15 protein-coding genes are annotated in these 21,315 nt (G+C 43.3%); 5 read left to right on the top strand and 10 right to left on the bottom strand.

Annotated elements, in window-relative coordinates:
• Nucleotides 1–76 precede the first annotated feature (76 nt).
• The 4 genes from GJB62_RS00145 (at nucleotide 77) to GJB62_RS00130 (ending at nucleotide 5,346) form a co-directional block, all read left to right on the top strand.
• Nucleotides 77–1,132 (top strand): DUF2891 domain-containing protein, encoded by a 1,056-nt coding sequence (locus GJB62_RS00145; protein ID WP_114080280.1) that lies wholly within the window; start codon nucleotides 77–79, stop codon nucleotides 1,130–1,132.
• A 259-nt stretch (nucleotides 1,133–1,391) separates the two neighbouring features.
• The gene (gene gap / locus GJB62_RS00140; protein WP_114080282.1) at nucleotides 1,392–2,435 is read left to right on the top strand and encodes a type I glyceraldehyde-3-phosphate dehydrogenase; all 1,044 of its coding nucleotides are present in this window, start codon (nucleotides 1,392–1,394) and stop codon (nucleotides 2,433–2,435) included.
• Nucleotides 2,436–2,676: 241 nt separating this feature from the next.
• The gene (pyk, locus tag GJB62_RS00135) at nucleotides 2,677–4,107 is read left to right on the top strand and encodes a pyruvate kinase (protein ID WP_114080283.1); all 1,431 of its coding nucleotides are present in this window, start codon (nucleotides 2,677–2,679) and stop codon (nucleotides 4,105–4,107) included.
• Between the two features lie 234 nt (nucleotides 4,108–4,341).
• On the top strand, nucleotides 4,342–5,346 hold the full coding sequence (locus tag GJB62_RS00130; protein ID WP_114080284.1) for a transaldolase: 1,005 nt from the start codon (nucleotides 4,342–4,344) through the stop codon (nucleotides 5,344–5,346).
• Nucleotides 5,347–5,419: 73 nt separating this feature from the next.
• Here the strand turns inward: GJB62_RS00130 and GJB62_RS00125 are convergent, their stop codons facing one another.
• The 4 genes from GJB62_RS00125 to gyrA all read right to left on the bottom strand — a co-directional run bounded on the left by GJB62_RS00125 (nucleotide 5,420) and on the right by gyrA (nucleotide 10,791).
• Entirely contained in the window at nucleotides 5,420–5,797 is a 378-nt protein-coding gene (locus GJB62_RS00125; protein WP_147262431.1) for a hypothetical protein, read from the bottom strand.
• Between the two features lie 385 nt (nucleotides 5,798–6,182).
• The gene (locus GJB62_RS00120) at nucleotides 6,183–6,518 is read right to left on the bottom strand and encodes a DUF4870 domain-containing protein (RefSeq protein ID WP_114080286.1); all 336 of its coding nucleotides are present in this window, start codon (nucleotides 6,516–6,518) and stop codon (nucleotides 6,183–6,185) included.
• 78 nt (nucleotides 6,519–6,596) lie between these two features.
• A complete protein-coding gene (gene lnt, locus GJB62_RS00115) occupies nucleotides 6,597–8,186 on the bottom strand; it encodes an apolipoprotein N-acyltransferase (protein ID WP_114080287.1) in 1,590 nt (529 codons plus the stop codon).
• Nucleotides 8,167–10,791: a DNA topoisomerase (ATP-hydrolyzing) subunit A gene (gene gyrA, locus GJB62_RS00110; RefSeq protein WP_114080288.1), complete on the bottom strand. Its 2,625-nt coding sequence runs from the start codon at nucleotides 10,789–10,791 to the stop codon at nucleotides 8,167–8,169. The genes lnt and gyrA overlap by 20 nt, the downstream gene beginning before the upstream one ends.
• Before the next feature lie 492 nt (nucleotides 10,792–11,283).
• Here gyrA and trmB point away from each other — a divergent pair, with 492 nt between their 5' ends.
• Nucleotides 11,284–11,937 (top strand): tRNA (guanosine(46)-N7)-methyltransferase TrmB, encoded by a 654-nt coding sequence (gene trmB / locus GJB62_RS00105; protein ID WP_114080289.1) that lies wholly within the window; start codon nucleotides 11,284–11,286, stop codon nucleotides 11,935–11,937.
• Between the two features lie 80 nt (nucleotides 11,938–12,017).
• Here the strand turns inward: trmB and GJB62_RS00100 are convergent, their stop codons facing one another.
• The 6 genes from GJB62_RS00100 to ppsA all read right to left on the bottom strand — a co-directional run bounded on the left by GJB62_RS00100 (nucleotide 12,018) and on the right by ppsA (nucleotide 21,292).
• On the bottom strand, nucleotides 12,018–13,181 hold the full coding sequence (locus tag GJB62_RS00100; RefSeq protein WP_114080290.1) for a hybrid sensor histidine kinase/response regulator: 1,164 nt from the start codon (nucleotides 13,179–13,181) through the stop codon (nucleotides 12,018–12,020).
• Nucleotides 13,182–13,340: 159 nt separating this feature from the next.
• Complete coding sequence (locus GJB62_RS00095) at nucleotides 13,341–13,787, bottom strand: response regulator (protein WP_114080291.1); 447 nt, start codon at nucleotides 13,785–13,787, stop codon at nucleotides 13,341–13,343.
• Nucleotides 13,732–16,038, bottom strand: coding sequence for an ATP-binding protein (locus tag GJB62_RS00090; protein WP_114080292.1), 2,307 nt, complete (start codon nucleotides 16,036–16,038; stop codon nucleotides 13,732–13,734). Before GJB62_RS00090 ends, GJB62_RS00095 begins: the two co-directional genes overlap by 56 nt.
• A gap of 305 nt (nucleotides 16,039–16,343) precedes the next feature.
• A complete protein-coding gene (locus GJB62_RS00085; RefSeq protein WP_114080293.1) occupies nucleotides 16,344–17,984 on the bottom strand; it encodes a phospholipid carrier-dependent glycosyltransferase in 1,641 nt (546 codons plus the stop codon).
• A gap of 84 nt (nucleotides 17,985–18,068) precedes the next feature.
• Nucleotides 18,069–18,581, bottom strand: coding sequence for a GNAT family N-acetyltransferase (locus tag GJB62_RS00080; RefSeq protein ID WP_114080294.1), 513 nt, complete (start codon nucleotides 18,579–18,581; stop codon nucleotides 18,069–18,071).
• A 236-nt stretch (nucleotides 18,582–18,817) separates the two neighbouring features.
• Complete coding sequence (ppsA, locus tag GJB62_RS00075) at nucleotides 18,818–21,292, bottom strand: phosphoenolpyruvate synthase (protein WP_114080295.1); 2,475 nt, start codon at nucleotides 21,290–21,292, stop codon at nucleotides 18,818–18,820.
• Between the last annotated feature and the right edge of the window lie 23 nt (nucleotides 21,293–21,315).

Here is a 21,315-nt window from a genome sequence, read left to right as displayed (position 1 = left end):
TTACGCAAAAAGGATATAAGCACCTAAATTTAATTTTTAATTTTTAATTTTTAATTCGGAGCAAAGCGACGTGACCATGCCACTCGATAATTTGGAGATTCATGAAGCGATCGCAGTACAATTTGCTCAATTAGTGCTGGATTGTATCGAGCGAGAGTATCCTAACAGTATTCTGCGTTGGGCTGAGAGCGACGAGGATATCAAACCACCGCGTCAATTAACTCCTGCTTTTTATGGCTGCTTAGATTGGCATTCAGCCGTACATGGTCACTGGTTACTGGTACGTCTGCTGCGTCACTTTCCTGAAGCCTCTTTCCATGCAGCGTCAAAGCAAGCACTTGGGCAAAGCCTAACGCCTGAGAAAATTCAAGGAGAGATTGCCCATTTTCAACGGCGACCCTTTTTTGAATTTCCTTACGGTGTGGCCTGGTTTCTGCAACTGGCTGCGGAACTTCACGAGTGGAATCATGCTCAAGCAAAAGAATGGCGGGTTGTATTGGAACCGCTAGAAAAGTTGATTGCAGAGAACTTACAGCGCTGGATTAACGAACTGAAACTGCCAAATCGCACAGGGGTGCATAGCCAAACAGCCTTTGCACTTGGTTTGATGCTAGATTGGGCAAGGATTACCGAAAATACTGATTTTACTCAGTTATTGGAGAACAAAGCACGGCAATTTTATCTTAGCGATCGCAACTACTCGTTACAATTTGAACCACTTGGTTACGATTTTCTCTCTCCTGGACTTGCTGAAGCAGACCTGATGCGGCGAATTCTGCCAACAACAGATTTCACTGACTGGCTCACCAATTTTCTGCCAGAAATACCCATTGATAATTCGGTAAATTGGTTAGAACCAGCCAGAGTGGATAATCCTCAAGATTATATGCAAGCCCACTTCTACGGTCTTAATCTCAGTCGTGCTTGGATGCTTGAGGGTATCATATCTGGATTGGCAAATAGCGATCGCCGCATAGAAACACTCCACTCTGCTGCCCTTCACCATCGTCAGCATGGACTCACAGATGTTGTAATTGAACATTATGCAGCTAGTCACTGGCTAGGAACCTTTGCCGTTTACCTCCTAACGAATCGTGGGTTGCCCCTCATCTGTACAGGAGAGACGCGATGAATCGCGTCTGTACAAAAGTTAGGAGTTATTATTCTCCCATTCCCCTTTCCCCATTCCCCGTTCCCCATTCCCCGTTCCCCATTCCCCATTCCCCATTCCCCATTCCCCATCCCCCAATGCCCCAATCCTTAAAAGATGCCAAGTAAATATGCCTTAGCTTGCTGATACTGTCAGGATCAAAGAGTAAAGAATAAAAGGCAATCTATTTTGACTTTTAACTTTCTCCTTTTGTTCAACTTCCACAACGGGAGGCTTAATCTTGACTAAATTGAAAGTTGGTATCAATGGCTTCGGTCGAATCGGGCGACTCGTGCTTCGTGCTGGCATCGATAACCCCAATATCGAGTTTGTAGGCATTAACGACCTAGTACCACCAGATAACCTTGCTTACTTATTAAAGTACGACTCAACCCACGGTCAATTAAAGCAGAAGGTTGAAGCCAAGGAAGACGGTATTCTCATTGATGGGCACTTCATTCCTTGTGTGTCGGTGAGAAATCCAGCAGAGTTACCTTGGGGAAAATCAGGTGCGGATTATGTCGTGGAAGCCACCGGACTCTTCACTGACTACGAAGGAGCCGCAAACCACCTGAAGGCAGGTGCAAAGCGAGTGGTAATTTCTGCTCCCACTAAAGATCCAGATAGAGTTACGACTTTACTTATGGGTGTCAATCATCACCTATTTGACCCCAGCAAGGATATCATTGTCTCCAATGCTAGCTGCACTACAAACTGTCTAGCTCCCATAGCTAAAGTCATCAATGACAACTTTGGGTTGACTGAAGGGTTAATGACCACAGTCCACGCCATGACTGCCACTCAGCCAACTGTAGACGGCCCCAGCAAGAAAGACTGGCGGGGTGGTCGAGGTGCAAGCCAGAATATTATTCCCTCCTCCACAGGGGCAGCAAAAGCTGTAGCACTGGTTTTACCAGAATTGAAGGGTAGATTAACTGGTATGGCATTACGAGTTCCGACTCCCGATGTCTCTGTAGTTGATTTAACTTTTAAAACTGCCAAAGCCACTAGTTACAAGGAAATCTGTGCTGCTATGAAAGAGGCTGCCGCAGGTTCGCTAGCGGGTATTTTGGGATACACAGATGAAGAAGTAGTTTCCACAGATTTTCAAGGCGATACCCATTCTAGTATCTTCGACGCAGGTGCTGGAATTGAGTTGAATTCTAACTTCTTCAAGGTAATTGCCTGGTATGACAACGAGTGGGGCTACTCGAATCGCGTGATTGACCTGATGTTGTCTATGTCACAAAAGGAAAAACTCGCCTCTACAGTTGCAGTGGTTTAATTCGTTATTTGTCATTGGTCATTTGTCATTGGTGATTAGCTTTTGACTTTTGACCCTTGACTTTGGGGATTTGGGTCAAATGGTAAATACCCTGGGAGTAAAACATTATTTAGTATCTTTATTTACAAAAACAGTGATATAAAGCACGTGTTAATTTGGATGACTGGGCGATGTCTACGACGGGCTACGCCTACGCACAAACTATCCAAATTTGCAGGTTACTCCTCAACCCCTAATCCCTATGCGTCGAACCAAAATCATTTGTACTGTTGGGCCCGCTACATCTGCACCCGAAAATCTGCGAGGCTTGGTAGAAGCTGGAATGAATGTGGCACGGTTGAATTTTTCCCACGGAGCTTACGAATTCCATGCTCAAACTGCTCACTATCTCAGACAAATTAGTAATGAGCAGCAAAAACCGATCGCAATTATGCAAGACCTGTGTGGCCCCAAGATTCGTTTGGGAACTTTACCACCGGAAGGGTTAAATTTAGAAGCTGGTACTGAAGTCACCTTTGTATTGCAAGAAAAGGGTGAGAGCATTGAGGAAATACCTCTACCATTACCGACTTTGTTCGCAATGGTGCGACCAGGTGAACCGATTTTAATTAATGATGGTCGCGTCAAGTTAATTGTTACCGATCGCGATGCCGATCGCATTCGCGCCCAAGTGAAAACTGGCGGGTTAATTTCCACACATAAAGGAGTAAATCTACCACAAACTCCTTTACCTGTTAGTTCCATCACCGAAAAAGACTTACTGGATCTACGCTTTGGGATTCAGTTGGGTGTAGATTGGGTAGCGGTGTCCTTCGTCCAATCGCCACAAGACTTAGAACCCGCCAAGCGCATGATTGAAGCGGCTGGTGCTTCCATTCGCTTAATTGCCAAAATCGAAAGAGCAGAAGCACTAGAAAACTTTGATTCCATTCTGAAAGTTGCCGACGCAATTATGATTGCCCGTGGCGATTTAGGGGTGGAAGTGCCAATTCACGAAGTACCCCTCATTCAAAAAGATATTATTCGCCGTTGCAATCGTGCTGGCAAACCGGTGATTACAGCCACCCAAATGCTAGAGTCGATGATTAGCGCCCCCGACCCCACCCGCGCCGAAGCAACTGATGTTGCCAACTCCATCTTAGATGGTACGGATGCAGTCATGCTTTCTGGTGAAACAGCTGTTGGACAATATCCCATCGCCGCCGTCCAGATGATGCACAATATCGCCGTGCGGACAGAACAGGCTCTAGATGAGGGTAGCAAACACGCCTGGTGTCATGAAGCAGGTAGTCTCAGCGTTACTGAATCTGTAGCAGAATCCGTGTGTCGCATCGCTTATGAAACAGGTTCACGGGCAATTCTCTGTAACACTTCATCAGGAAATACAGCGAGAATGGTGTCTAAATATCGGCCGACTTCTCCCATTATTGCCCTCACCTCCGACATCACCGCTTATCGCCAACTAGCGCTTTCTTGGGGTGTGGAAGCTTTGCTGATCCCACCAGTTCACCATGCTGAAGAGATGTTTACCAATGTGGTGAACACAGTTGTAGATATGGGTCTAGCGAATAAGGGCGATAAAGTAGTGATTACCTCTGGCGTTCCAATTGGTAAATCGGGCACAACTAGTTTAATCAAAGTGCATTCCATTGGACAGCCAATATCGGCATAAGCCACTTAGAATAGGGCTGTGGCTCAAGATAGTAAGCAAAATTGGGCAATGATTCCGAAAAATTGCCAGAATCAGAATTGAAGGAACTAAGGACTGGGGACTGGTGACTGGGAAGATAAGGAAGAGAATAATAACTCTTGTACAGACGCGATTAATCGCGTTTCTACTCCTAACTCAGCACTCAGCACTCGCTAGGGAATAAGTAAATCCTAAACAAACATCACGGAGTCTTTTATGTCTAAGAATTTACTAGAACAATTGCGAGAAGTGACTGTTGTGGTCGCGGATACGGGGGATATCCAGGCAATTGAAAAGTTCAAACCCCAAGATGCCACCACCAATCCTTCTCTGATTACTGCTGCGGCGCAAATGCCAGAATATCAGGGAATTGTCGATCAAACTTTACTGCAAGCGAAGAAAGATGCTGGAGACGGAGCCACCCAAGCACAGATAGTTTCTCTAGCTTTTGACCGTTTAGCAGTTGCTTTTGGATTAAAGATTTTACAAATTATTCCCGGTCGTGTGTCTACAGAAGTAGATGCTCGCTTGTCCTACGATACTGAAGCTACTCTGACTAAAGCACGGGATTTAATTGCCCAGTATAAAGCTGCTGGAATTGGCCGCGATCGCGTTTTAATCAAAATTGCCACCACCTGGGAAGGCATTCGCGCTGCGGAAATTCTTGAAAAAGAAGGTATTCACTGTAACCTTACCTTGTTGTTTGGTCTTCACCAAGCGATCGCCTGTGCAGAAGCCGGCGTTACCCTAATTTCTCCCTTCGTCGGTCGGATTCTTGACTGGTACAAAAAAGATACCGGACGCGATAGCTACCCAGCGACCGAAGATCCAGGAGTTTTGTCTGTCACCAAAATCTACAACTACTACAAGAAATTCGGCTATAAAACCGAAGTTATGGGAGCTAGCTTCCGTAACCTTGGTGAAATTACTGAACTTGCAGGTAGTGATTTGCTGACCATTTCTCCATCACTTTTGGCTGAATTGCAGTCAACTGTTGCAGAACTGCCACGTAAACTTGACCCAGCCAAGGCAGCAAGCTTGTCAATCGAAAAGATATCTATTGACAAAGCTAGCTATGACAAAATGCACGCTGCTGACCGCATGGCAACTGACAAACTAGACGAGGGCATCAAAGGTTTCACCAAGGCATTAGAAGACCTTGAAAAACTTTTGGCAGACCGACTAGTTCGCCTTGAAGGAGAGGTAGTAGCAAGTCATTAAAAAATAACCATAATTAGTGGTTAGTGGTTTAACCACCAACCACTAACCATTAGTTAGTTGTATCAGCCTTGGCTCAATAACGACCTCGGATAATGCTATATCGTCCGTAGGGCTGCCGTCGTTGGATAATCTGCCGTTGTCTTAACTGATCCCGTCGTCGGATATTTTGGTATCGTCCGTAAGGCTGCCGTCGTCGGATATTTTGGTATCGTCCGTAGGGCTGCCTCTGTCGGATAATCTGCCTTCTTCGGATCATTCGGTATCGTCCTGGCCGCCGTTGAGCAATTAAAAGCTCTCCAGTTTTATCTCCAATTAGGTTAGCTTCTGGTGCGGCGCTCTGTTCATTGCGAGCATTATTTAAAGAAATATCTTTTGCTTCAGCTAATGAGGGCGGATACACAAAGGCACATAGCAATAGCGCTATTGAGGATAACTTCCTAAGACCTTTCATGTTTTTGCTTCTACTAGACTTTGGTAATAACTTTATTAAAACACCTGAAAGTCTACAAATTACCCCTTATACACTTTTTTTAAACTTAAATTTGGTATGAAATCCTGTATTTAAATTTCAATCTTATGGAGAATTGCAAATTATATCAACCTGTGTAATAAAGAAGTAATCGTATAGCACAATATAATTTTTTCCAATAGACAAAATGGAGAATTACCTAACATTGTGTGTCACTTTAAGAAAGCTTTGCTACATTGCAATAAAGTTCAGTCAGATAACAAAACATTAACTCGTGTAGGTTTGATTGATTCTCTGAAACCAACTTCTGACAATTATTAGGCTTCCTATTGCTCAACATAACCTACAACTGTACAACTCTTTTTAACTACACAAATCGGAAAATAAACGGGTAGCGGTAAGACACATTTGGCTGGTTCAGAACATTGATAATGGCAATAATTGGCATAATAAAACTGACCATGCCCAAAGCAATCAATAACAAAATACCAATTCCTACAAAAGTCAGCAATGCAAAGATAAGTGCATAAATATAAAGATTTATGTGAAAATTGAGTGATTCTTTGGCATTGCTTTTGATAATCTGGTCATTACTAATTAACAAAATTGCAATCGGTATGCCAATGGAGATAATCGTAGAGCTAAAAAATATTGCTCCGTGGCTTAGGGCGGATAAAAGCTTGCGTTGCTGAATGTCTTCCATGCCACAATTCCTCTTTTAGAGACTCAAATGGTAACTATTACTCGTGGATGTCACTGTAGTTACGATCTGATATTAGCGTTAGTTAAACACTCTCTGCACAAACCACCCTAAGACACTCAATCCCAGCAACAAAGGCGTTAACCAATCACCCCAACGCACATATAAAGTTTGTGTCTGTCGCCGATAAATTGTTTCAGCATGAGTTTCGTAAGTATTATATCCAGACATCCACAAGGTTTTACCATGAGGATCTACAAAAGCTGAATAGCCGGTATTCGTTGCCCGTGCTGACCAGCGATCGGTTTCAATTGCCCGCATGATATCCTGTGCATGGTGCTGGAATGGCATCGATGCAGTGTAATGGGCATCGTTAGAAGAACTGAGGATAAATTGCCCACCCGCCGCAGCTTGACGGCGAAATTGTTCAGGAAAAGCAGATTCGTAACATATACTAGCGATCGCACGACCAAAAGGAGTGTCAAATATTTGATTTGCTGAACCAGGAACTTGGTGTGCCTCCAAAGGCGACAAGCGTTGAATTAACCCGCCGAAAATTCCTTCAAAGGGAATATATTCTCCCAAAGGTACGAGTTTGGACTTATCGTAGCGGCTGACAATTTCACCCTTACTGTTGAAAGTAAACAAGCTAATTGTATAACTGTCTCCTCGTTCGCCAAAAGCCCCAATCCAAGCAACTACACCTTTTTCTTTCACAGCTGCGACTAAGGCAGTTCCCAACAAGTTACGCTGGAAAATAGGTAAGGCTCCTTCTGGGGTGAGGACTGCATCTACACCTTGGTCTGCTAAAGTTAAATACCCATTAGTGTAATTTTCTTGGGCGCGACGAAACCCTTCGGAACTTCGTAAAAGTCGGTTCGGAATATTACCTTGAACAATCCCCACTTTCAAGGCTGCTTCTGGGGGTTGAGCGATGGGACGACTGTATAAGAAAAAACCGATGAGGTGTAAGGTAATTAATAATCCTGTGGCGGCAACTAAGTATTTATTAACGAACCGCAGAGGCGCAGAGGACGCAGAGGAAATTTTCTCTGCGCCCTCTGTGCCTCTGTGGTTTATCCATCCTTCAGCAATTAACCCATTTACAGCAACTATTGTTGCTGTCACAGTATTAGGCCCAGAGAGTTGCCCCAGATGTACAATTACGAGATTATGCGGGCTTTGCGTGTAAGCCAGGGAACTCCACCACAGAGGGCCAGCACTCCATAGACTCTCTAAGCCGCACCAGACGGCTGTACCAATAAGGACACGTAACCACGGGTTTTTTCCACCCAGGCGAACCATTACAGCCGCCCAAATAGTAAGGAATACCCCACCTAAGACACTGATAAATCCCCAACAAAAAAGCGTGATTGCCAAGCTTGGCAACCAGGGAACGCCCAACCATGTCATCGGATGAATTCCGGTAATCCAGAATAGGGCGACACCGTGAAAACCAATACCCCACAGGAAAGCCGGAGGGAATTGGTTTTTACCTTTGGCTGAAGTTACAACTAGCACCCATAAGGGAACTATGGCAATCCAAGCCAGGAACCATGCACCTACTGGGGCTACGGTTAGCCCCATTAAAATGCCGCTAGCTAAGGCTATTAAATAAGGGAGTAAGGTGGTTAACCTCTCCCCCTGCTTTTTATTCTGCTTCTTCTGCATCGGCAGCATCAGGTGGAACTATTGCTACTCCGGTAATAGCGTCATCTTCATCTAAACGCTGCACTCTGACTCCAGTTGCCGATCGCGATTGGATAGAAATCGCATTTACCGCTTGACGGATGATAATACCGCGATTTGTCACCATCATGATTTCATCATCATCATTGTTGACAATGCGTAGGGTTGCCAACTTGTCTTTGGTTTTGCGGTTTTTGAACTTGGTTGCCATTAAACCCTGACCAGCACGATTTTGTAGTCGGAACTGGGCAACGGGTACACGCTTACCATATCCTCCCATCGTAATTACCAACACCCAAGGGCCAACAATGCCAGTACTAGGAACTTCTACGGACTCTTCAGTAGTTTCGGTAATTTCGATATCTTCTGTTTCGATTGTCTCGATTGTCTCGATTGCTTCGATATCTTCAGTTTCGGCTTCTGTAACTATATCCAAAGTTTCAAGAATTGCTGCGGGTAGAATATCCATACCCACGAGTTCATCTTTATTTTTGAGTTTCATGGCTTTCACCCCACGAGTAGCCCTACTTAAAGGACGCAGTTGTTCGTGGTTGCACCGGAAGTTAATCGCCATCCCGTTACGAGAACCAATGATTACACTGTCCTCGACTCTTGCACGTCGCACCCAGCGCAGTTGGTCGCCTTCTTCTAAGGAAATGGCAATCAAACCATTGGCGCGAATATGACTAAAGGCTGCCAATTCCGTTTTCTTGATATTGCCGCCCTTAGTGAGCATGACCAGATATTCTTCGCTGCTAAACTCGTCAACGGGTACAATCGAGGTGATTTTTTCCTCTTTGGGAATGGGTAGCATCTGGACGATTGGTGTCCCGCGACTGGTACGCGAACTCGCTGGAATTTGATACGCTCTCAGGCAATAAACAACACCACGCTCACTAAAGAATAAAATACTGTCGTGATCGCAGCAAGTTAAGAAATGCTCAATGGTATCATCATCTTTTACCTTGGCTGCGGCTTTACCTCTGGTAGCACGGCTTTGCGCTTCAAAGGTATTAACTGGCATCCGTTTGATGTAACCTTGCTCTGTCACCAGAATGATCGCTTTTTCATTGGCAATTAAGTCGCGATCGTCTAATTCCCCTTCCCCTGGTAAAATTACCGTGCGGCGGGGTGTGGCAAAGTTAGTTTTCAGTTGCGCGACTTCGGTTTCGATAATTTCTAGCACTCTCTCCCGGCGTGCCAAAATATCTTGCAAGTCGGTAATTTTTGCTTGTAATTCGTCGTGTTCCAAACGAATTTTGTCTGCTTCTAAGGCAGTTAATCGCCGCAATTGCATCTGCAAAATCGCATCTGCTTGCACTTCCGAGAGTCCATAAGTTGTGATTAATTCGCCTTTGGCTGTCGGCGCATCGGGCGCATGGCGAATCAAGACAATAATTGGATCTAACTGGGATAGGGCAATTAATAACCCTTGCAGGAGATGATCGCGTTCCTCGGCTTTCCGCAGTTCGTAACGGGTACGTCTGGCAATGGATTCGATGCGAAAATCTAAGAAGACGCTTAAAAACTGCTTGAGGGTGAGTACCTGGGGTTCGCTATTCACCAACGCCAGCATATTCGCCCCAAAGTTGGCTTGCAGTGGCGTTTGTTTGTAAAGGTTGTTTAGAACGACGCGGGGATAAGCATCACGCTTGAGTTCGATGACAACTCGCATCCCGTCGCGATCGCTTTCATCCCGGATATCTGCGATGCCCTCTAGCCGCTTTTCGTTCACCATTTCGGCGATTTTTTCAATCAGCGCCGCTTTATTGGTTTGATAGGGCAATTCGGTGATGATAATTGCTTCTCTATCTGGCCGTCCCCGTTGTTCAACGGTTTCAATGTTAGCGACACCACGCATGGTAATGGAACCACGCCCAGTAGTGTAAGCTTCTCGAATGGCAGATGTCCCCAAAATTTGCGCCCCAGTCGGAAAGTCTGGGCCGTGGACATACTGCATTAATTCGAGATCGGTGATTTCGGGATTGTGGATTACAGCCACCAAAGCATCAATCAATTCGCCCAAATTGTGGGGCGGAATGTTGGTTGCCATACCCACGGCAATCCCAGAGGAACCGTTGAGCAATAATTGGGGAATCCGTGCCGGTAAAACTGTGGGTTCTTGTTGGGAACCGTCGAAGTTATCAGCGAAATCTACGGTTTCATACTCAATATCGTGTAGTAAACCAGCGCTAGTTAAAGCTTGTAAGCGGCATTCTGTGTACCGCATGGCGGCTGGTGGATCGTTGTCTACCGAACCGAAGTTACCATGTCCGTTAACTAGGGGCGATCGCATGGAAAAATCCTGCGCCATCCGCACCAAGGCATCATATACTGCTGTGTCGCCGTGGGGGTGATATTTACCCAACACTTCCCCCACTACACGGGCGCATTTCTTAAAGGGGCGATCGTGGAGCAGACCTAGCTCGTGCATTGCGTAGAGAATGCGACGATGCACAGGTTTTAGACCATCCCTGGCATCTGGCAACGCCCGACCCACTATCACGCTCATGGCGTATTCCAGATAAGACTGCGACATTTCGGTTCGCAAATCTATCGGGATAATCCTCTCCTGTGAGGTTGTCATAACCTAAAAATCTCCAAAAATCGTAGATTTTAGCTTGTTTACTCAACAAAGCGCAAAATTATTCTAAATTACTCTTGAATAATTGCCATAATTTGATATAATTCTAGCATAATATTGCCCTTTTTTGCCTAGGCAGCTAATCCAAAATCTCTAGTGAAAGAAGATATAATAACTTACATTTGGGAAGCTTTTAGTTATTTAACAAGAGCAGTGAAATAAAAGGTTGATTAGCGCAAATTCGCCTAACTTGAAACATGACAGAGTAAAGTTAAGAAAACAATCTAAAATTGGCTTTATCAACTCTTACTTTGATAACCGTTATTTACTATAATTTTTGCTTACTCAGGTCTTAAAAATAAAAGCGTAGTTGATAATTTCTACTTAAAGAAATAGCAAAATTGGAGAAAGGCTACCAAGACGCAATTAAAGGAAGACTTGTAGCAATTCGTATTTATGATCGACAAAATATTTTGACGTAAAGGAGAGGAAATTTTGGCAGCAGTCCGAGTCCGCCAGCATGTTAATCCACTTGCTAACAAGTATCAAACACCAGCAAGTCCCCAAGACTTTGAAAAAATTTATGCAAAGCCAAATCAACCACTACATTTAGATATTGGCTGCGCTAAAGGACAGTTTTTGTTAAATATGGCCCAAATAGAACCCAACTGGAATTATCTAGGCTTAGAAATTCGAGAACCGTTGGTAAAAGAGGCAAATAAGTTACGTTCTCAGTTGGCTTTAACAAATCTGCACTACTTATTTTGCAATGTGAATAACTCATTGCGATCGCTGTTATCTTTACTCCCTCCAGGAAGTTTACAGCGCGTTACAATTCAATTTCCCGATCCTTGGTTTAAAACTCGCCATGCTAAACGCCGTGTGGTGCAGCCAGAATTAGTGGCGGAGTTAGCCAGTTATCTGGCAGTTGGTGGCGTTGTCTTTGTGCAGTCAGATATGGAATTTATCGCGGTGGAAATGCGCGATCGCTTCGCCGCCCACCCAGCTTATCAGAAAGTTGGAACAGAAGAATGGTTAGCCGAAAATCCGCTACCAGTCCCCACAGAACGAGAAATAGGCACACAAAAAAAAGGTGAACCTGTTTATCGGGCTTTGTTTGTCAGACGAGAAGTTGTGAATGAGGGCTAGTAACAAGTAATTCCTTTAGGGAAACTTTGCTGCATTCCTTAAATGTATATAATTTAACCTGAATCACTTAACTTAAATGCTTAAGCTTCTAGTAAAGGAAGGGTGACGGTAAAGGTTGTACCTACTTCAACTTGACTGTTGACTATAATCTCGCCTCCGTGTGCATCAACACATTTTTTGACGATCGCTAGTCCCAAGCCAGTACCTGGAATATTTCCAACATTGTCGGCACGTTGAAAAGGCTGAAACAGCCGTTTTTGGTCTTCTTGAGGAATGCCAATTCCTGAATCTTGAATTCGGAAAATTACTGTTTTTTCCTGACCAATTAATTCAAAACGCACTATACCGCCCGGTAGTGAATACTTAATCGCATTGCTCAGTAAATTGCCTAAAATATGCCGCAGCAAGCTTTCATCCCATAATGCCTCGTCTAATTGCCCACAACTGGCAAACACCAAAGTCAGATGCTTATCACTTGCCATTAATCGAACTTCTTCGACCATTTGGCGGCAAAAAGCTTCTAAATCTATACAAATGAGTTCATACCCCAGTCTGCCAGAATCAGCTTTGCCGATGAATGTAACTTCATCCAATAGCTTTGCCATATTTTTGATCGCCGAGCGAATCATTTGCAAATGATTCAGTTTTTTCTCTTTGGTCAACCTTTCATCCTGGTTTTGGAGCAATCCAGCAGCCAAGAGAATAGTATTTAAAGGATTGCGAATGTCATGGGAAAGCATCGAGACAAATTCAGATTTGAACTGGTTGAGTTCATTGGCTTTCACCAGTTCCGCCGTTCGTTCTTCAACCCGATTTTGTAACGTCTCATTGACTGTGCGTAATGATTCTAAAACCTGCTTGCGCTCGATCGCATAACGCAAAGAGCGAACCAACACATCTACATTTACCTGGCGCTTGACTAGATAATCTTGTGCCCCCTGACGCACTGCTTCAATTGCCAGTTCTTCATCATTTGTATTAGTTAGGACAACAATCGGTATACTTGGCGCTTGGCAAATCAGAGGAGGTAGAGATGATAATCCTTGACTGTCAGGTAGAGTTAAATCTAATAAAATAACATCATAATTACATTGACTGAGTTCCTGAAATGCTTCGCCCAATCGCTTTACATGAACCAAAGTAAACTCTTGGGACTGGGCTTGTGCCAGAAACTCTTGTAACAACCTCGCATAAGCTAGGTTATCTTCAATTAATAAGATTTTTACTGAGTAGCTCACAGCCATAATCTTCGGGTTTCACCCCCTATTGCTCCTCTATCTTGTCATTTGTCATTTGTCATTTGTCATTTGTCATTTGTCATTATTTCACCTTGTCCCCTTGTCTCCCCCTGCCTCCCCTGCTCCCCCTGCTCCCCCTGCTTCCCCTGCCCCCTGCCCCCTACCTCACTCCGATGGTAGCGTCACAGTAGAGAGCCAAAAGTCTTCGATACTCTTGACGATTTGAAATAATTGGTTGAGGTTGCGAGATTTAGTGATATAGCAATTCACGTGTAAATCGTAGCTGTGAAAAATGTCATCCTCATTTTTTGAGGTTGTTAACACAACAACTGGAATACGCTTTAGTAGTGGGTCGGCTTTGATTTCCGCCAGCACTTCTCGACCATCTTTTTTAGGCAAATTCAAATCCAATAGAATGAGGTCAGGGCGTAGTGCATCAGCATATTCACCTTCTTGGCGCAAATAAGCCATAGCATCTATACCATCCCTGACCGTTACCACTTGGTAGGGCACTGAACTATTTTTTAACGCTTCTTGGATTAAGCGAATGTCAGCTTTATTGTCCTCGACCAAAAAGATGGTTTTGTGTTTTTCTCCCGTTTCTACGCTCAAGTTCGCGTCCTCCAACTGGAATCGTAAAGTAGAAGGTTGCGCCTTCACCCAGTTCTGACTCTACCCAAATCCGCCCCCGGTGACATTCGACGATCTTCTTACAGATGGCTAAACCCATACCTGTACCAGTATATTCATCCCGCGTGTGTAAGCGCTGAAAAATTACAAAAATGCGATCGCTAAATTTCGGATCAATGCCAATTCCATTATCCCGTACTGAGAACAACCATGCGTCTTCTATCCTTTCTGCTCCCACATGAATTTGTGGCGGCTGGTCACTATGAAACTTAATGGCGTTACCGATGAGGTTCTGGAATAGCTGCATCATTTGGGTGCTGTCAGCCATCACTGTTGGTAAGGGATCGTGGGTGATAATAGCTCCGGTTTCATTAATGCGTTGACGCAAATTGCCCAACCCCCGCATTAAGGCTGTCTCTACATCGTTCATTTGAAATGCGATCGCTTGCATATCCACTTTCGAGTATGCCAGTACGTCATCAATCAACGTCTGCATCAGGCTGACTCCCTGCACAGCGTAACTAATAAACTCCTGAGCATCTTCGTCAAGTTCTTCGCTATAGCGCATCTCTAACAGCTGCACGTAATTCACAACTTGATTGAGTGGTTCTTGCAAGTCATGAGAGGCGACGTAGGCAAACTTTTTCAGTTCGGCGTTAGAACGTTCTAAATCTTGGGCTAACTGGGCTAGTTCATCAGCTTGACGCAGCACAATATTTACAATTGCTTTCCGCAGTTCCAATGCTGCTTTAACTTCTACCTCTTTCCAAGGTAAAGATGTTAAGCGAACCGTTTCTTTCCACAGTTCAAATGATTTGCGTGGACATAAACGGACATTTCCTTCTGATTGGTTAACTTCAAACGCCTTATTAGGATCGCCACCCCAATTTACAGTTTGAATTACTTCTGGTCGGAACCACAAAACATAAGTCCGCTTGGCGATGGGAATCGCTAACAAACCGCTAGCGACATTTTTAAAGCTTTCTGCATCTGGATAAATCTGTGGCAAAGAATCTGTATAGAAGACTTCTTCTTCAACATTATTCTTTAGCCATTGGACTAAAAAATTCAGGTCTTCTTCTCTAGGTGTTTCACCAACTACCGTGCAATTTCCCGCAAAACAGACAGCCGCACCTTGAGCGCTAGCCAAATCTAAAAGATGCTGCGGGTTTTTAACTAAACCATCAATAAAGTTTTCTTCTTGAGACATATATTCAATCAAGACTGATTGAAGGTGTGTCAGATTTATCCGGTGATAATAATCTTCTGTCTCTTCTCTAGCTGAGATTTCTGCAAATATTACTCGCCCTAAGAACTCGCAAGCTTTACGCAATTCGTAGGAAACATATTTTGGGGATTGATGATGGCAAGCAATTAGTCCCCAGAGTTTTTGGTCTTTAATTAAAGAGATAGTCAGCGAAGCACCAACACCCATATTATGCAAGTACTCTGTATGACAGGAAGCAGCACTTCTGAGAATAGAGTTGGTTAAGTTAATGGGGCGATCGCTAATTGGATTATTGACAGGAAAAAGTTTGACTGGCTGAGAATAAGCATCAGGTATAATTCTGATCGAATTGGCAGCAAATAATTTTCTCGCTGGTTTAGGAATATCTGACTCTGGATAATGCAGACCTAAGTAAGGTTCTAGGCTTTCTAGTTTGTCTTCCGCGACAACGGAACCATGTCCATCATCATCGAATTTATATAGCATTACCCTGTCAAATTCCGTTATTTTCCGAACTTCTTGAACGATAACTTGACAAAAGTCACGTAGATTTGCTGTTTTTTCTAGTTGATTAATAGAGGCTCTAGCTAGATGATAAAAGCTTAAAAATGGAATATTTTCTTGAGTAATAGCAGGTTCTAATTCCAGAATTAAAAACCCTTCTGTATTCCGGTGAAATATTGCATCAAATACTATGTAGTCATCACCTTTTTTTCGTACCCAAACTTTGGTAGGATTGATAAAATCAAGATTTTCCCCGGCTAGCCCTGTTTTGATTCTCTCTATTTGGAATGGGTCGAGTAAATCTTCTAATTTTTTGTCCAACATATTTTCGGGCGCAATCCCGAAAACATTTAATGTATTAGTGCTAACTTGTAATATTTTTAGCTCCGGCTCCTCCAAAACTAACAGGACACCGTGAGGCTGAATTTGGCTAGAAAAATGAATTGGTGCCTCTTTCAAGCTAATTAAATTAATACCTGGGAATTGTAAGTTCATTTCCATGAAGATCCTCCTCTATTGTCCGGGAGCATCAAAACTAGAATATCTAGAATAACGGATAATGATGAATGTAAAAAAATAAGTTTACATTCAGCATTTTTACTTAGTATCTAATTTCCCATGCCCTGATGTTGCGTTTTGCAGGCTTACTCTCATCTGCTTACGCTTTGAAAAGTCTAACAGCCAGTAAACTTACATAGGGATAATAAATGTGAAAACTATGTGATTAAACAATCATGTATATGTGTAGCTATGTTAAGTTTATAAATGAGTTTAGGAGTCATTATTCTTACCAAAACCCCTTTTAATCAAATCCAAGAGTTGAACCACATCCGCAATTTATAACCGTCAGGGGAGAGGGGTAAACCTAAATAAATAGGCATCCAGAAAATAAAAGCAGCCAGAATAATAAAAGTAATGGTGACACCTAACGCCCGGAGTTGTTGATAATAGCTGCGAAGACACTGATCGACAAACCAAGCGATCGCTAAAAATACAAATACTACTGCACACATATAATGGTATATGAAAACGCACCTCGTCACTTTTACCCAAGGTGCTAAATTAGCAGCATAATTTATAACTAAATACAAACCAATCCAAGTATCAATACTAAGAGTTGCAGGTACTAAAAAACGCTTTTCTTTCACCCAAGGCATTACGGCTTGTGACACCAGCATCCCTACTAAAAACAACATAGCAGCAACACCAAACCACCACAAAAAGGGATTGCCCATTGCATGGACATCATAAATAACTTGTCCAGCACCAGCAGGTAAAGGTGGCCCCATGACAGGTAATGGTTCAGTGATACTTTCAGCCGTTTGATAATAATATGCCATTGGTCGAATCATCAAAGGCCATTTATACCAGGCAGCACAATAAGGATGTACATCCGAACTATTACCACCTAAATGCAAGTGAAATTTCAAAATTTGCTGATGTACTGCAATAAATCCATAAGTTTTATCTAGCTGAAGGTGAGGAATCCAGATGATGCTATAGATAAAAGCTGGAATTATTCCTAGATAAAATAACATCTGGAAAATATTTAGCTGAGTCAAGTTTTGTAGTGGTGACTCAGATGAGGGAGATGGTATAAATGGTGGAGAATAAGTACTAATTCCTACCTCCTTTCCCCTGAATTCTGCCGACGCTCGCGGACTCGCTACCGCTTCGCTATCCTGGCTCCTGGCTCCTGACTCCTGCCTCCTGGCTCCTGACTCCTGGCTCCTGGCTCCTGGCTCCTGCCTCCTGCCTTCTGCCTCCTCCAATGAGGGGGATTTAAAAAAGAGTTTGGCGTTAGCAAAAGAATGCGTTCCCTGAATTATCCAAGCTACTATCCAAATAAGATAAGCACCTGATAGGAACCATAAACCGTTCCACTTAGTACCGACTGACGCACCAAAAGCAATGCCAGCAAAAACTAACCAAAAAGAACGTCGCCGATTTTGCTTATCTAATGCTAATAATAAAAACCAGTGTCCTAATAAACCAAAGATGACAATATAAATATTACTTAAAGCATAACGAGATTCAACTAGAAAAAGGCCATCACATGCAGTAAACAAACCAGCAAGCAAAGCAAAGCTACGGCGATAACTCAACTGATAAGCGATCGCAGCTACAACTAAAGGGATAAATGAACCAGTAAGGGCATTGAACCACCGATAAGTCCAAGGCGATCGCATTGAACCCGTTAGCCCATTTACTGTATCGTGCCAAAAAGGAATGTGACTACCAAGCCAAATGCCGATGCCGATCATATATTGACTTAACGGCGGATGAGCATTAAAAAATGGTGTATGCGTGAGATAATTATTACCAAATTTGGCAAAGTAAACTTCATCAAATACCAGAGTATTGAATCGCTCCAATCCCCAAAACCTCAAGGCGAGTGAGAGGATAAATATACCCAACAGCCCAATTCGGAACCATTTTTTAGTCATTTGTCATTTGTCATTTGTCATTGGGCATTGATAAATAATCAATAAATAGTTTTTCTTCCCCTACTCCCTACTCCTACTCCCTCTCTACTCTTCAGGTGCATCTAGTTGGAACAGGAGTAGTTCAATACCGTAATACTTATTTGTCCGCCCTATTGGTTTCATACCCAATCGTTCTGTTACACGGATTGAAGCATGATTTTCTGGCTTTACTACAGCATAAATCACTGGCAAGTTCAAAACACTAAATCCGTAGTTGAGCATAACTCGTCCTGCTTCTGTTGCATACCCTTTACCCCAAGAAGCTCGCCGTAAGTGCCAGCCTACCTCATAATCTTGAGTGAGTAAACCATCTTTGTCAGGTAATTGTTCGAGAAGGATAGTTCCCACAATTGTTGTAGTTTCCTTTTCGACAATTGCCCAAGATCCATTACCATTGTCGTCAATTAAACGCAGACGCTGTGACTCAACACTTGTGATGCGAGAGCCGAGAAAGTGCGTAACTTCAGGGTCATTATAAATTACAAAGGCTTCCTCGGCATCACGTTCGGGTATCCAACTACGAATAATCAAGCGTTCGGTTTCCAAAAGATTTGTCATCTTGCTTTTGACTAAACTAAATAGCCATTCTGCAAAATACTAAGATACTTATGGTTGAGCAGTCAAAAGTTTTGTAGACAATTACACAAACAAAATATGGCGATCGCTATATTACAGGCAGCGATCCAAAAGTTCAACTACTGTTGGTTATGCGATGCCTGCGGCGGTAAACTACGCAAATTCTGAATCTTTCCGCAGTTCTTCAGAACGGAATCCCAATACAATCCGATCCTTTGCTATCCCTGCTCAACTTTTGCCACTTCTAGCATTGTCTTTAAAACCGAATCTGGATTCAGACTAATTGAGTCAATTCCCTGTTCAACCAAAAACTGAGCAAATTCTGGGTAATCACTGGGTGCTTGTCCACAAATGCCTATTTTGCGATCGCATTTTTTTGCCGCTTCTATGGCCATTTTTACCATTCGTTTCACAGCTGGACTACGTTCATCAAACAATCGCGCTACCAATGCCGAATCCCTATCTATCCCTAGTGTCAGTTGAGTTAAATCATTTGAACCAATGGAGAAACCATCAAATACCTCAGCAAATTCTTCAGCCAGAATCACATTACTGGGCAACTCACACATTACATAAACCTGCAAGCCGTTAACACCCTGCTTTAAACCATTTTTTGCCATCTCTGCCAAAACCAACCGCCCTTCATCAGGAGTGCGACAAAAAGGAATCATCGGGATAACGTTCGTTAAACCCATCTCTTCCCGTACCCGTTTGAGGGCATGACATTCTAGGGCAAAAGCTTCTCTGTACCCTTCATCATAGTAACGTGCCGCTCCTCGCCAACCCAGCATTGGGTTTTCTTCATGGGGTTCAAACTGTCGCCCACCTAACAAATTCGCATATTCATTACTTTTGAAATCTGACATTCGCACAATCACTGGTTTAGGATAGAATGCTGCGGCAATTCTACCAATGCCTTGAGCTAATTTATCTACAAAATATTGAGGTTTATCGTCATAAAGTGAGGTAATTTCAGCAATTTTAGCTTTGGCAAATTCATCTTTTAATAATTCATAATGAATCAACGCCATTGGATGAATTTGGATTTGGTTAGCAATGATAAATTCTGTCCGCGCTAAACCTACGCCATCGTTAGGAATTGCCGATAAACTTAATGCCTCTTGAGGATTACCCACATTCATTAAAATTTGAGTATGGGTACGCGGTAAGTTCTCTAAAGCAACTTCTTCAACTTCAAAAGGTAATAAACCTGCATAAACTTTTCCTTCTTCCCCTTCAGCGCAAGAAATTGTTACCTCTTGACCAGGTTTTAAGATTTCTGTAGCATTGCCACATCCCACGATCGCAGGGACACCCAATTCTCGCGCAATGATTGCTGCATGACACGTTCTACCACCAGAGTTGGTGACAATTGCACTGGCGCGTTTCATAATCGGTTCCCAATCGGGATCAGTTCTCTCTGTCACCAAAACCTCCCCAACTTGAAACTGTTCGAGTTTCTGAACATCTAAAATTAGGCGGGCTTTCCCTTGACTAATAGCTTCTCCAATTGCACTTCCCGTAACCAGGGGAATTGGGGATTGGGAATTATGGAGTGACGAGTGGGAAGATTTTTCCCCATTTCCTAATACCAACCGATAACTCCGCAACACATTTCCCGCCTTCTGCGACTGGACGGTTTCGGGACGCGCTTGCACAATAAAAAGTTGATTAGTAATGCCATCTTTTGCCCACTCGATATCCATTGGAGTCAATGTACCGTGGACTTGAGAATAATGATCTTCAATTAAACACGCCCAACTTCCTAGTTGTAAAATCTCTTCATCACTCAGGGCAAATTTATTTCTTTCGCTGGGGGAAACCGAAACATTTTTTGTAAATTTGGAGCCGTCATCATAAATCATTTTCAGTTCTTTACTGCCCAATTTTTTATCGATAATCGGGCGAAAACCAGCTTTTAAAGTTGGTTTAAAAACACAGTATTCATCGGGATTGACAGACCCCTGGACAACGTTTTCACCTAAACCGTAGGCGGCTGTAATCAGTGCTGCATCCTTAAATCCGGTTTCTGTGTCAATGGAGAACATCACCCCAGAGGTTGCTAAGTCAGAGCGTACCATTTTTTGCACACCCACAGCCAGAGCAATGCTAAAGTGATCAAATCCCTTGGTGTGACGGTAAGAAATGGCGCGATCGGTAAATATGGAAGCAAAGCACTTGTGACAAGCTGCTAAAACTCCTTCCACACCGACAACGTTGAGGTAAGTTTCTTGCTGTCCAGCAAAACTAGCATCGGGAAGGTCTTCGGCGGTGGCGCTAGAACGGACTGCAACATCTGTCTCTGTATGGTATATTTCACAAAGATTTTGGTAGGCTTTAGCGATCGCCTCTCGCAATTCTACAGGGAATGGAGTGTGGATTAATAGCGATCGCGCTTTTTTACCCCGTTCTCGTAAATTTTTGACATCCTCAACATCCAAGTCAGCAAAGAGTTTGCGTAGCTTTGCTTCTAAACCTGCTGATTTGATGAAATGACGATAGGCGTAAGCAGTGGTGGCGAATCCGGTAGGAACGTTAATCCCTTTGGGCGTTAGCTGTTGAATCATTTCGCCCAGTGAGGCATTTTTACCACCAACTAAGGGGATATCAGCAATTCCAACTTCATCAAACCACAATATGAGCGATCGCTCTTGAGCAGATGGAGATAAAGTGCTTTTAGATATTGTAGTCATAATTACCTTTTAAATTTATACTC

The organism is Nostoc sp. ATCC 53789 (assembly GCF_009873495.1).
GTDB classification, from domain to species: domain Bacteria; phylum Cyanobacteriota; class Cyanobacteriia; order Cyanobacteriales; family Nostocaceae; genus Nostoc; species Nostoc muscorum_A.
Note: the sequence above shows the minus strand (reverse complement) of the source record. Positions and strands in the feature narration are given on the sequence as shown.